This is a genomic window from Actinomycetota bacterium, from assembly GCA_019347575.1.
In the GTDB taxonomy this organism is placed as follows: domain Bacteria; phylum Actinomycetota; class Nitriliruptoria; order Nitriliruptorales; family Nitriliruptoraceae; genus JAHWKY01.
In genome coordinates this window covers 52002-64596 of record JAHWKY010000012.1, presented here as the reverse complement: position 1 = coordinate 64596, position 12595 = coordinate 52002, and the positions used below count along the sequence as shown (strand labels likewise).

The following is a 12595-nucleotide window of genomic DNA, read 5'->3' as shown; positions in this document are numbered from 1 at the left end:
CGAACGACGAGGAGATGGTCGCGTGGTCGGTGAGCTCCTGCGAGACGTGCGCCGACGTGCTGCGGTCAGTCAGCGTGAGCTGGCTCATCGGGCTGGTACGTCGGGCCCCACCGTTGCCGCCTACGAGACCGCGGCCAAGGTCCCGCGTGCCGACACGCTCGTTCGTCTCTTGCGCGCCGCCGGCCACGACCTGACGGTCTCGCCCGCCAGGTCGCGCAACGATCGGTTCGTGGACCTGCTCTGCGAGCGCATCGCCGCCAGGGTGGCCTCGGAACCCGGCTTGTTGGAGGACGCCCGCGACGCGCTGCCTCGCCTCGCAGGCCGATCGGCGTGGACCGACACGTGGGAGGCGCTCCTCGACGCCGGTCCAGAGGCGGTCATCGGTGTCCTCACCTCGTTGGATCCAGCGGTGCGCCCGCTCAAGACCGACACTCCGCTCGCCCTCGTCGTGGACATCGACGACGCCGAGCGTGGCCGGGTGTTGGAGATGGCCTATGCGGCGTAGCGAGGTCTTCCACGTCGCGCGCGCGGCGGCTGACGTCGCCGGCGTTCGTCGCGTTCTGATCCTGGGTAGCCAGGCGATCCACGGTTCGTTCGACGTCGAGGAGCTCCCACCCGAGGTCGTGCGCTCCATCGAGGCGGACGTCGTGATCCTCGATGACCCGGTCGGCGATGCCGCGAGCCGCGTCGACGGAGCCATCGGGTTCATGTCGCCGTTCGCGCGCCAGTTCACCTACCACGCCGACGGAATGACGCTCGACGAGGCCAGCTTGCCGGACGGGTGGGAAGGTCGCGTTGTGAAGCTGAAGACGGACGATGCCGCCGGCGAGGTGACCGACGTCTACTTCCCGGAGGTGCACGACCTCGCGCTCGCCAAGCTCGCCGCCGACCGACCCCACGACCATCGGTTCGTCGAGGCTCTGTGGCACGCCGACCTGCTCGATGGCGTCACGCTGTCACGTCGCGCGGCTGCGATGAGTGCTGAACCAGCGGCGAAGCGCCAGCGCCTCGAACGTCTCGTGGCCCTACTGCGTGAGAACGGCTCCCTGACCGGCCGGAACTAACCGACCTCGGCAGTGCGAAACACGCGTGGCTCGAGGCACCGCTCCTGGGCTCGCTCCCCCCCGACGTTGACACAAGATCTACTCATGCGGTTCCGCCTGCGGCTTCTGGCCTTCCTCCAGCTGAGCGACGAGGTCGAGCAGTCCGGCGGCCTCCCAGGAGCGGTTGCGGCGGCCACCGCTCAGAGGACGCAGCACGCCGGCGTCTTCGAGCTGCTCCAGTGCGGCGTAGACGGCAGCCTTCGCGCGTCCCGTCGCCGCTGTCGCTACGGCCGCGGTGATGACGGGGTGTGCCGGAAGCGCCTCGATGACGGACCAGGCGGCGGCGTCGGCGCGCGGATCCGAGCGGGCGCGGAGCTGGGCCTGCCAGCGTCGCTGCATCGCTTCGGTGGCGTCCAGGTAGGTGCTCGCCAGCAGCGCCGCGCGCGCCGCCGCGGCGGCGAACTGCTCGACCCACGCCTCCACCTCCTCGTGCCGGTACCCGGTCAGCCCGGCGATGTAGCGATCACGGCCGCGGGCGAACAGCACGCTGATCGGAGGCACGTACGAGCGGGTGATGCGCCGCCGCCGGAGCACCACGTGGATGAGGGTCCGTCCGGTCCGGCCGTTGCCGTCGTCGAAGGGGTGGATGGTCTCGAACTGTGCGTGGACCAACGCGGCTTGCACCAGCGGCGCCATCGAGTCATCGGTGATCGCCGCGCAGAGGTCCTCCAGCAGCGGATCGACGAGTTCGGGGGGTGGGGGGACGAACTCGGCACCGCAGGGGGTGAAGTCGTTGCCGCCGACCCAGTTCTGCTGCGTCCGGATCCGTCCGGCGTTGCGCGGGTTGGGTGCTCGCGACATCAGTTGACGGTGGATGGCCAGGATCTGGCTCCGATCGAAGCGTTCGGAGGTCACCGCCTCCTCGATCGCGAGCTGCATGGCGTCGATGTTGCCCAGCACCTCAGCCACGGTCGGGCCGACCTTGGCGCCGGTGTCGGCTCGCGCCTCGCTGCGGGCGAGGTCGCGAGCATCCACGTGGAGCCCCTCGACCTTGGATGAGGCGATCGATTCCGTCCGCAGCAGCAGCCGCGCCAGCGGAGCCAGCGCGCGCTCGGAAGCTCCGCCGACCGTTTGAAGGGCCCGCTCCGCTTCGGACAACGTCGCGACGGTGGCCGCCGACAGCCCGGGAGCGAACCCGGCGAGGGGTTCGGGTAGGAACACCTCGTATCCACAGGCGCGTCGGTAGCGCGGCGGGGCGTACGCGGCGGGGTCGTGCTGCCACGTCCGTCGCTCGTAGCGGCCTCGCATCCCGAACCACCTAGTCGGCTTAGTTCAGATTAACGCATAAAGTGAACTACGTGCTCATCCTGGTTCAGGTTGCCCGAGGGGCCGTTCGTTCGCTCGGTGACCCGCTCTCAACTCGATGTGCCAGCTCGGGGGTTCCGCCGCTCCGGTGTGCCGACGCACGCGGTGTGCATGCCGGTCAGCGGCCGCCGAGGTCGCGCACGCGCCGTCGGATCGTGCGCTGCAGGTCACGCATCCAGTCGGCGGGAAGCGTGATCTGCTCGGCCGCGAGATCGAGGAGCTCGCCGACGCCTGCGGTGACCTGATCGACGATGCGGCGTGCCGCCTTGTCCGGCAGGTCGATGTCCGCGGCCAGGTCGAGCCAGTACCGCAGCGTGACGCTGTCGTGGGGCCCGTCAGGACGCACGGCCGGGAGGAAGCGGTGGTCGCCCTCGTAGGGCCAGGTGTGGAGGACGTCGTAGATCGGCGTGACGACCCACAACCCCGAACGCGGCTCGCGCTGGATCGACAGGTTCTTGGCGTGGACGTCGTTGTTGCCCACCGCGTACGAGTACACGAGTTGGTGGAACAGGTCACGGGCGGCCAGCCGCGGTGACGCGCACCGGCTGGCGAGCGCGTCCACGACCGTGCGCGCATCGGGGTCGTACTTCTCGCCGGGGCGGAGCCCCAGGACCTGGGTGGCGTCCTCCTGTGGGTGCCGCAGCAACTCCCCGCCGTCGACGGTGCGGTCGAAGCGCGCGACCTGGAGCGCCTGCTCGCCGTCCCGGTCGGCGACCACCGCGACCTCAGGCGCCGCGAGGCCGACGTCGGGGCCGTGCGCCATGAAGAAGCGCTCGTTGCTCAACGCCCCGTGCCAGCCCTCGATCGCGAACTTGAGGATCACCGGGCCCACGGCGCCGCCAGCGAGTGCGCGCGGGTGCGCGGACATCTTCGGCTGCACGCCGGGCAGCGCCGACCGCGAGCGGGGTCCGGGCAGCTGGCGCCACAGCTCGCGGAACGACACCGTCTCCCAGGCGGGCGGTTCGGTGGGCACGTCGTCGGCAGGCAGCTGCTCGCCGGCGGGTACGACCTGCACGTCACCGACGGTGTCGGCCCCGACCACGGCGAGCAGACCGAGCTCGTCATCCTCAGCGAGGTGGTACGCGCGCTGGAGGTCGCGTCGCCGGGACTCGCCTTCGGGCAGCAGCCCGGCGAAGAACGCGGGCAGCTGCATCCGCGGCGTCGCCACCTCACGCGTGGTGAGGCCGAGGCTGAACCCCACGGGGGGCGCCCCGGACCCGACGTAGTCCGCGCGGTAGCGGAACACGACCGTGTCGCCGAGCCGCCACAGGTGTGCCGCGAGGCTTCCCGCCTTGTACACATCGACCGGTGTCAGCGCATCATCGGGGATCGGGGCGCGACCCTCCGCGGTCACGACGGGGTCTCGTCGTCGACGCGCAGCCGCCCGACCACGTCGTGGGGCAGCGCCACCAGTTGCAGGCCGAGCGCCTCGGCGACGGCGACCAGGACGTCGAGGCGGGCGGTGGGCTTGCCCGACTCGAGCACCGAGACGGTGCGCTGAGTGGTGCCGGCCAGTTCGGCGACCTCCTCCTGGGTGAGGTGCAACGCGCGCCGACGTCGGCGGAGCTGGTCACCTAACCGCCCAGCCGCCGTATCGTATGTCCGGTCGTTCATGCGACATCGCCTTCGGGATGCGGGGCCGCCCCAGAGTACCCTCGCATGACCGATAGAACATGAAGCGGTCCTCGTGCGCTCAGGATGAGCCCTCCCGTGATGCCGTATGTGCGAACGGACATGGACCAACCTCACCGGTGGCACCGATCGGCAGATCTGAGGAAGCTGCCGCTGTAGAGCGCTCCCGAACAGCGAACGCGACCACGTCACGGGCCCAAGACCGCCCGCATGAGCATCTCGCCCTTCGGAGGCAGCAGGCCGGCAGGCGCCGTCGCGCGCACGTGCGTGATGGCGGCCTCCACGTCAACGAAGCCGCAGAGCGGGTACAGCGCGGCGAGGTCAGCGGCGTCGCGTTCGATCCGGGCCGTGACGGCCTTCATCGCGAAGAGGTAGCGGGGTGAGGCGACCTGCACGGTCAGTCCTCGCCGCGCGAACAGCGTCGTCGCGTCCGACTCGTTCCGGAAAGCACCTCCCACGACGGCGTCGGTCAGCCACGTCTCGCCCCACCCGTGCTCGCTCCCCAGCCGCGCCGCTACCTCGCTGACCATGTCCGAAGGCGAGAACAGCGCCTCGATGTCTCCGGCGTGATCGTCACGACCGTAGGCCAGCGTCATCGCGGTGTCGCCGACGACGAAGATCCGGCCCTCGAGTCGCTCATCGTGGAGCGCGTTCGCGAGTCGCTCGAGTGCATCGATCACGGCCTCGCGGGTCTCGAACATCGGCGCTTCTGCTCCTCGTGTGTCGGCTCCGTCGGGGCCCCGATGTTCACCGATTCGAACGCAGGGCCGCGCATCCATCGGTGGCTGGGCTGTGGATGCCGCGCCCGGAGGGTGATCGTTGGAACGCTGCCTCCGCGTCACGGGCGGCACGTGCGTCGATGGGTCGTTGCCCGACGCGAGGCACTCCACCACGCCTGCGTCGTCCCGCTTCCTCTGGGGACGCGCGTTCGAGGACATCGCCACCGATGACGAGCTCTTCCGTGCGGTTCGCGTCGATCCGGAGCTCGGCACGCTGGTGTGGCCGAACGGATCGGACATCTCCCCCGAGACCCTCTACCGCCACAGCGAGCCGACGGCCCGGGCGAGCTGAGATCGGCGGAGGCAGGCCCCCGACCCTGCAGCGCCTGCGCGCAGGTTGCTGGCGGGCGACCCGGACTGGTTCGCGCCGGCGGACGTCACCAGGTCCGCAGACTCGCGCGATCCACGAAGACGCCGCGTGCCGCGAACTCGCCGGGGGCGTTGGCGAGGAGGTAGGCCGCGAGTCGGGTCGGGAGGCGACCGATCATGTCCTCGACGGGGAACCACCAACGGTCGAGGAACTTCGACGGGGCGGCGGTCCACGACGGTGGACCGACGCCGATCCGTGCGGTCGCGTGCTCGACGGCGGCGGCCAGGAGTGCGTCCCACCGCGGCGATCCCGTCGTTGCCGGTTCGAGACGGAGGGCACGGGATGCGTCGATCCGATCCCGCCGGTCGAGGTCGCACAACATCCGGAGAACGGCGCGGAAGGCGCGGGATGGGTCCCCCTCGGTGAGGGAACGCTCGATGTCGGCACGCGCCCGTGCGAGGGGATCGGCCCCGGGTAGGGCGAGTGTGACCTCGCCGCCGAGCGCGGCGGCGTTGCGGGCGACCGTCTGGTACAGCGGCCGGGTCCGCCCACCCTCGAGGTCGGACACCGCGGACTGCGTGCAGCCCATCCGCGCCGCGAGCTGATCCTGGGTCAGGCCGGCCCGCTGCCGCGCAGCGCGCAACTGCGCTCGGATCGCTTCTGTCGCCTCGTCCACGGGGCAGGCGTAGCTCCGACCGATGGCTCAGGCCACTGACTGTCCACAGGCCGTGGCCGGAGCGTGCCCATCCCAGCCGTCACGAGCTCGGCCGGGGCCATGTCGGCCACGTTCCTCGGTTCCGACTCGCGGCGGGACCCGTCGACCGGCCCAGGATCAGGCTCGCGCGGCGCCTGTGTTTCGGGGCGGGGCGGGGTCTGTGGATTGCGGGGAGTGGTAGCGAGCGGGCTGAGGGGCGCGGCGGTACCGAGAGGGGAGTCGGGGTTCGGTCTGGACGTTACCGTGCGTGTTGAGGCCAATGCACACGTCAGCATGCGTCGCGCCGATCGTGCAGTTCCGCCTCCCGAGTACACGCCCTTCTACCGGACACGCTGCGAGGGTGTGGCTGAAGTTGCTAGAGTCAGCCAATGAGCCGAACCTACGTTCGGTAACGTGTCTACCTGCAAGCGGAAGCCCGTCGTGGATGCTCAACTGATAGGTGGTCGACTCGGCATGACTGGTGAGTTCGTTCATCACGTCTCATGGGCGGGCGTGCGCTTCTCGGCCGTCGTGCGCCCTGACTGGTTTGAAGTCGACCGTCGGTCGGTCCACCAACTCGGAGCGGTCACGAGCTACACGCTCCTCGACGCGGTCGTGACTCTCCCTGTCGGTCTCGAAGTGCCCTGGGATGAGGTCGACCCTGTCGTGGCGGGATTCTTGGACTGCGCACCGCCCGGGCTAGCCAGTTGCTCATCCACGGGCATCACCCGAGAGCTACGGGCACCCCTCAGATTGATCGAGATCGTCAAGCTGTCCGATAGCTGGCGCGCGGCCGGCCGAGTTGGTGTACTGGCGCGGGATGCCGCGACGACTCTCGTGGTGCGGCATCGACCTCGAGACCTCTCAAGGGCTGTGTCGGTCGCAAACCGATGTGGTCTAGGACTCGTGCATTTCGATGGCGACCAGGTCGAGGAACTCGCCGAACCCACTGCCATTCCTTCACCGAGTCTCCGGCGGGCGCGACTACTCGAAATCGTGTACGGGGCGCTTCTTCGTCAAACCGCTGGAACTCCGGCGAAGCGAAGCCAGGCCTTGAGCTGCCTCGACGGTGCCTGAAGCAATCCGCTCGTGTCTTCGATCGCATCAAGATTGTCGTACGCGGTCTGACAGAGTCGCAGCCACGCGTCTGCGCGGTGTCCGGGATCTTCGTCCTGAAGCCGGCGCGCGAGATCAGCCCAACACGCGACGGAGTGAGCGTCGGCCTCCGCCCGCAGGGCTTCGTCCTGGAAGCGAGCCAGGCTGGCGCCCCGGCAGACGGGGCATGAGCAAGACCGAAACATCGGGTCTTCCTCGTAGTACGCGAGGCGCGAGCCTTTCCACCATCCCATGATGAAGGGAAGGAACACGCGTGGGGTGCGATCCGTGAAATCGGCCCAGGAGTTGTCATCGGGGTCGAGGAAGTGGCGAGTCGAGGTTCCGATCCCGATAGAGCCTCCCGTCGCTCCGAACGCCATTGCTCCGAGAGCGCCGTGATCACACCGAAAGACAGCGACGCTCTCAAGCTCGGTCACGAGCGTGACGAGCCCCTCCACTGCCTGGACGGTGTCGAGGGGATCCATGGCCTTCTCGAGCATCAGCCCGATCGGGGCGCCGACGGATCGAAGCGCGGAGATCACTTCCCTGCGGGACTCCCGCGACGTCAACCACTTGTGGGACAGTGCGACCATGGCTACGAATGGCCGACTCGGTTCCGACCGTGTCGCATGAGCGTGGCTCGTCCGCGAAGTGAGGACGGCCTGCCGGAGCCGTTCACGTCCCTCAGTAGAAGGCGGCGGCACCCAGCCTGCGCGGCTGCTTACGACCACGCACGAGTGCTGTTCGCTTAACCAGGACTCATCGGGACCAAAGAGTGTGGGCTGGGGTGCTGGTTCGAGATCCGCATCGTGCTGCAGCATCGCGGGGATACCGGACTCCAGGACCTCGCGAGCCTGTCGGTACTTCGGCGGGCCTTGGAGAACGACACCACCGGCGGCGGTTGCCACCCGCCCGATGTGATCTGGCGGCTTGAGGCCAGCGTGCACCCAGACGGCTCCGTTGAGTGGCGTCTGGATCATCATCGTTCGGTTCCTGAATCAATTCCGTCGCTCGGTGAGAGGTCAAGCGCCCGGGCAAGCAGATCGGCATCAAGCGGCTTGAGAGCTGACATGTCAAGACGAGCAACGAGCGCGTCTCGGGCAGTCTGCCACGGCCTTCCGTCTCCGCTCTGGAGGCTCATCGCGGCTCCCCACCAGTCCACTCCTTCTTCGCCAAGACGGTAAGCGACGTTGAGAGCGAGCGGTCCTACATCGACGTTCTCGTGACGGGCTACATACCGGACCGCTCGTTGCATCATCGGTAGCCGGTTCTCGGCCTTCTGCCTCACTTCGTCGAACAGCGCTTCGCTGCGCCCCCCGAAGATTGTGGCGGAAGCCCACTCATTTGCATGTCTCTCGCGCTCAGCCGCCATGTCCGGATCGTGGCCAGGGTCTGTCTCCAGCCAGCGCGTGCCCGCGAGTTCTGGATCGCTGATGTGGCCACCTTCGTGCAACAGGATGAACAACCACAGAGACTCAAGCTCCCGAGTGGAGTTCAAGACCACGACATCTCGCTGGTCTCGGCGCCACAGTGCAGCGTCGAAACCGCCTGAGAGGCTCAGGGGCAGAATGGGGACACCGGACGCCCAGAAGAAGTTGACTGCCGCTTCGAAGGTCACGGGGCGCCCCAGTCCGCCCAGACGCTGATGCACCTCGACAGGGTTGGCCGGCAGGTCTGTCGCCGCGGGTGGTGTGGCCCGGAGAATGAGGCCGACCAGGTAGTCGACGTACGCACTGGTCGCTGCGATTCGCGGACGACTGGCTCTCTTGGAGCGCTTGAACGCCGCGGGAACCGCCTCGAATCCCGGGTCTACAACCCGTCCAGCCATCACGTCTTCAGGTGTGCGCCTGAAGACGTGAGACAAGCGCGCGATCGTTCTCGTTACCGAGTCGGGGTCGTTCGCGTCCACGGCGCCGAAGCCCCGGTCGAGAAACCATTCGTCGATCCCGTCGTCTCGCAAGTTCCGAAGCCAGCCGGTCGCGTCGAAGGAGGCTCCCGCCGAACCCGCCTCGGCGCAAAGCTGGAGATCGAGAGCTTCGCCCACCTCTATGAGTCGGCTGAGACTTGCCGACTCGTAGTCGGTCGCCTCGTACCGTTGGATCTGCTGTTCCTTCAGGTCCAATCGTTCGGCGAGGTCGGCTTGCGTAAGTCCTGCAGCGATGCGCGCACGAACGAGAAGTCGTGATACGTCCTCAAGGGTTCGGGCCGACCCGATGGGGGCCTTGCCTTCCTTCAGGAGTTGGTAGTCCCCGAGCTCTCCACGCATGCGTCGGATCTCTGCACGAGTGGCTCTGAGCTCAAGCTCAAGCTTGCTCGCGTCCGCGGGGGAACGTCCAAGACGTTCCAGCAGGTCATCCTGAAGGCGCTCGAGGCGCTCCGACCTGCTGCGGACGATCCCGAACTGCCGGTCGTTCTTGATCATCCGAGTCCCTCCAAATCGATCTCGACAATCCCTCGCTTGCGCCCAGTCACCGCGTCTTGCTGAAAGAAGTCCAGCAACGGCATGCCGCTGTCGGACTCGATGATGTTCGGCAAGAGGTCGCCCCTGTACTTCGCCTTCTGACCTTCGCGCGGTGGATCCAAGTCAAGGAGCACCGCATCGAGGGAAGTGAGGTCGACGTCGGTCGGGTCCCAAGCGAGGTCGTAGTCCCCCGGCTGCTCCTTCGCGGTCACGAAGCTGCCGTCGAGCCACGCTCTCCTGCAGCCCGCCCGTGCTAGCTCGTCGAGCGCGTCTCGAAGCCCTTCGAGTAGCGATCGCCGCCGTTGGTTCCAGCCGAAGCGCTGATCGACCTCGTGCCACGAGGCCGCATGTACACCCGGGGGCAAATTGGCCCCGCCAAAGTCCGGTATCACAGACACAATATTATCGTTGTGTTATTCGGATAGCAAGAGACCCTGGACGAACCGCCTGTGAAATGAAGTCAGAGCTGTGAGTTGATTTCACAGATACGGCACGATATGGTTCACGTCATGGACACCGCAACTGCCCCGAGAACCCTTCACTTGGTCGACGTCGAGAACCTCGTTGGCTCTGGCTCGCCGACGAACCACGACGTCGCCCGCTGCGTTACTGCGTACCGTCGCCTTCGCATCCTGCGCCACGGCGATCACATCGTGGTGGCGTGCAACCCCTCGATTGGCGTGTCAGTGGGCCTGAGTTGGCGTTCTGCGAGGCTCCTCGTCCGGCGCGGAACCTCGGGTGCCGACCTCGCTCTCGCCGAAGTGGCCCTGCGCGAGCGCGTGGACTCACGTTTCGGCCACGTCGTGGTTGCCTCAGGCGATGGCTTGTTCGTCGATGCGGTTGGCTTCCTCCAGCGTCGCGGCGTGACGGTCACGGTTGTGGCTCCTCTGGAGAGCCTGTCCAGGCGGTTGAGGATGGCGGCGAACCGCGTTGTGCCGTTCCATCTCGATCGTGACCCGGGGGCTCCGGCTGTGGAACAGAGAGCCGCCTGATGGTCCGCAACGCCGGAGAGGCTGTCTACGTCAGCCTGAGCGACGTCGCCGAGATCGCTGACGTCGGCTCTTCCGCTGTATCTAACTGGCGGAAGCGCCACGAAGACTTCCCGGCCCCGCGACTCCAGACAGCGGGCGGGGCCCTCTTCTCGCTTGCAGAGGTCGAGCGCTGGCTCCTCGAGAACGAGAAGATCGACGGCCCCGTGCCACCAAGTGCCGTCCTCTGGCGGCTCGCCGATGCGGTCCGCGGAAGCTGGACACCCGAGGAGCTCCGACACTTCATGCTTTCGGCGCTCGTGTACCTCGTCGCATGTCAGCGCGCGGCGAGTGGCCGACTCGACCTGGCCACCGAAGATCAGTGGGGATCGGTGCAAGATGTCGCGGACGAGCAGCTGTTGGAACGGCTCGCCGCCGTGGGACGTCGCCTAGAGGAGGGCAACCCACAACTCCAGGGCTTACTCGTGGATGGGTTCTCAGTCACGGAGGCGCCAGGGCACGCCGTGCGCCAGCTCCTTATCGCGCTGCGAGCAGCGTTGTCTGAGGAAGCTGCTGACGTTGAGCTCTTCCATGAACTCACGGACCGTATGGACCGAGCAGACCGCTTCGCGCAGGAGTACTCGACGCCCGATAACCTCGCGCTTCTCATGGTTCGGCTAGCCGAGCCGCTGGGTAAGACCGTCGCGGACCTTGCCGCGGGCAACGGCGGTCTGCTCCTCATGGCTGCAGTGGCTGCCGAGAGGAGTGAGCCGCCGACGACCCTCTTCGGAGTCGACATCAACGAGGACGTCATCAGGCACGCCCGCGCGTGGTTCTTCATCTACGACGTTGACGCGAATCTGCGCGTCGGCAACAGCTTGCGGATGCCGCCCGAGGAGTTGCCGGCGGCAGACACGGTCGTCCTAGACCCGCCCTACGGAGTCGGGAAGTGGGGTGACGCCGAGCTCTACCTCGACGACCGCTGGACGTATGGAGCGCCCCCTCCGAGCTCTGCCGACTTTGCGTGGCTGCAGCTCGCGCTGCATGCACTTCGCCCTACAGGGCGCGCGGTCGTTCTCCAGCCGCCGAGGTCGACTTGGGCTGGAGGTCGCGAAGGCGAGATCCGGGCGGGGATGCTCGACGATGGGTGCATCGAAGGTGTCATCCAACTTCCGGAGCGCCTACGAAGGAACACATCGATTCCGTTGACCCTCTGGCTTCTGCGGTCCTCGAGCCGGAAGCAAGCGAGCACCGACGAGATTCTTTTCGTCGACGCCTCGGACCTGGGAACCGCCGGGCGCCACGCAACTGAGCTGGAAGAGCATGAGATCGATCTGATCGTCGAGTTGGTGCACCTCGCTCGCTCCGGGGCGGCGATACCGAGGGAGCATTCAGGCCGAGCCTTCCGGTTGTCGCGAGAGGACCTGGAGGAAGGCTCGGTCATCACACCGAGCCGGTACCGAGACCCGATGGAGGGCTTCGACGTCGATGCTCTCCGAGCGCGTGCCGTAGTACTCCGAGCCGGTATCGCTGAGGACCTGCCGAAGGTTCGTCGCGCGCTCGACGTGCTGCAGGACATTGCGGGAGGTCCGCGATGAGACGCGTCCCGCTCCAGTCCGTGGCGGACATCACTCGCGGCGTTCGGATCGATTACGACCACCTGGCGGACACGGGGACAAGGTTCTTGAACGCCAAGGCACTCGCGGACAACGACGCACCGGCCCAGTACCTTCCCGAACCCGAGGCGCGCTGGGCGTACGATCTCGAACCTGGAGACGTTGTTCTCGCGGTCTCGTTCAGACCTGGGGCTGCACGGGTGGTCGACGAGGAACTTCGCGGCGCGGTGGTCGGTAGCGACTGCGTGGTCCTGCGTGCGCTCGCCGGAGGACCGGTCACGCCTGGCTGGCTAGGCGTGTGGGCCCGATCGTCGTACTTCCAGGGTCAGGTAGAGGTCCGATCTAGCGGATCGGGGATACCGCGGATTGCAGCTCGGGACGTCGCACAGTTGCAGGTCCCGGTGCCCTCCCTCGACCACCAGGATCAGACGAACGATGCTGTGTCGGAGCTTGATCGTGTCCACCGCGAGTTGAGACAGCTGGCCGATGAGGTCAACGAACTGCGAGCGCTCGAGATTGACCTTGCCGTGGTCGACGATCCGGATCCGGGCTCATCCCGATCCATCCAGAGGCCGACATCGACAACGGCAGCCGGACGGAGGAAGCCCCGGTGATGACCTTCGCACTTGCGT

At 67.3% G+C, this 12595-nt stretch carries 14 protein-coding genes; 6 read left to right on the top strand and 8 right to left on the bottom strand.

All coding sequences use genetic code 11. The features are described 5' to 3' along the window. Positions 1 to 22: 22 nt before the first annotated feature. Together KY469_09845 and KY469_09840 are read left to right on the top strand one after the other, a co-directional pair. On the top strand, positions 23 to 505 hold the full coding sequence (locus tag KY469_09845) for a helix-turn-helix domain-containing protein (protein MBW3663389.1): 483 nt from the start codon (positions 23 to 25) through the stop codon (positions 503 to 505). Further along, positions 495 to 1064 carry a hypothetical protein gene (locus tag KY469_09840; protein ID MBW3663388.1) on the top strand — a complete coding sequence of 190 codons (570 nt, stop codon included), beginning with the start codon at positions 495 to 497 and terminating at the stop codon, positions 1062 to 1064. The genes KY469_09845 and KY469_09840 overlap by 11 nt, the downstream gene beginning before the upstream one ends. A 78-nt stretch (positions 1065 to 1142) precedes the next feature. Here KY469_09840 and KY469_09835 read toward each other — a convergent pair whose 3' ends face one another. From KY469_09835 to KY469_09820, 4 genes are all read right to left on the bottom strand, one after another. After that, positions 1143 to 2351, bottom strand: a complete 1209-nt coding sequence (locus KY469_09835; GenBank protein MBW3663387.1) for a Fic family protein — start codon at positions 2349 to 2351, stop codon at positions 1143 to 1145. Between the two features lie 175 nt (positions 2352 to 2526). Continuing rightward, positions 2527 to 3762, bottom strand: a complete 1236-nt coding sequence (locus KY469_09830) for a HipA domain-containing protein (GenBank protein ID MBW3663386.1) — start codon at positions 3760 to 3762, stop codon at positions 2527 to 2529. Next, complete coding sequence (locus KY469_09825; GenBank protein ID MBW3663385.1) at positions 3759 to 4022, bottom strand: helix-turn-helix domain-containing protein; 264 nt, start codon at positions 4020 to 4022, stop codon at positions 3759 to 3761. The genes KY469_09830 and KY469_09825 overlap by 4 nt, the downstream gene beginning before the upstream one ends. A 206-nt stretch (positions 4023 to 4228) precedes the next feature. Then, positions 4229 to 4741, bottom strand: a complete 513-nt coding sequence (locus KY469_09820) for a nucleotidyltransferase (protein MBW3663384.1) — start codon at positions 4739 to 4741, stop codon at positions 4229 to 4231. A gap of 118 nt (positions 4742 to 4859) precedes the next feature. On the opposite strand from KY469_09820, the gene KY469_09815 reads away from it, so the two are divergent. After that, positions 4860 to 5111: a DUF2442 domain-containing protein gene (locus tag KY469_09815; protein MBW3663383.1), complete on the top strand. Its 252-nt coding sequence runs from the start codon at positions 4860 to 4862 to the stop codon at positions 5109 to 5111. A gap of 85 nt (positions 5112 to 5196) precedes the next feature. Here the strand turns inward: KY469_09815 and KY469_09810 are convergent, their stop codons facing one another. The 4 genes from KY469_09810 to KY469_09795 form a co-directional block, all read right to left on the bottom strand. Beyond that, a complete protein-coding gene (locus KY469_09810) occupies positions 5197 to 5829 on the bottom strand; it encodes a helix-turn-helix domain-containing protein (GenBank protein ID MBW3663382.1) in 633 nt (210 codons plus the stop codon). Positions 5830 to 6839: 1010 nt separating this feature from the next. After that, the gene (locus tag KY469_09805; GenBank protein MBW3663381.1) at positions 6840 to 7901 is read right to left on the bottom strand and encodes a hypothetical protein; all 1062 of its coding nucleotides are present in this window, start codon (positions 7899 to 7901) and stop codon (positions 6840 to 6842) included. Further along, the gene (locus KY469_09800) at positions 7898 to 9340 is read right to left on the bottom strand and encodes a helix-turn-helix domain-containing protein (protein ID MBW3663380.1); all 1443 of its coding nucleotides are present in this window, start codon (positions 9338 to 9340) and stop codon (positions 7898 to 7900) included. The genes KY469_09805 and KY469_09800 overlap by 4 nt, the downstream gene beginning before the upstream one ends. Beyond that, a complete protein-coding gene (locus tag KY469_09795; protein ID MBW3663379.1) occupies positions 9337 to 9771 on the bottom strand; it encodes a hypothetical protein in 435 nt (144 codons plus the stop codon). The genes KY469_09800 and KY469_09795 overlap by 4 nt, the downstream gene beginning before the upstream one ends. A 150-nt stretch (positions 9772 to 9921) precedes the next feature. On the opposite strand from KY469_09795, the gene KY469_09790 reads away from it, so the two are divergent. From KY469_09790 to KY469_09780, 3 genes are read left to right on the top strand one after another with little or no spacing between them, the layout of a single operon-like run. Then, entirely contained in the window at positions 9922 to 10371 is a 450-nt protein-coding gene (locus KY469_09790) for an NYN domain-containing protein (GenBank protein ID MBW3663378.1), read from the top strand. Continuing rightward, positions 10371 to 11945 (top strand): SAM-dependent methyltransferase, encoded by a 1575-nt coding sequence (locus KY469_09785; GenBank protein MBW3663377.1) that lies wholly within the window; start codon positions 10371 to 10373, stop codon positions 11943 to 11945. Before KY469_09790 ends, KY469_09785 begins: the two co-directional genes overlap by 1 nt. Continuing rightward, positions 11942 to 12577, top strand: a complete 636-nt coding sequence (locus tag KY469_09780) for a hypothetical protein (GenBank protein MBW3663376.1) — start codon at positions 11942 to 11944, stop codon at positions 12575 to 12577. Before KY469_09785 ends, KY469_09780 begins: the two co-directional genes overlap by 4 nt. Positions 12578 to 12595 lie beyond the last annotated feature (18 nt).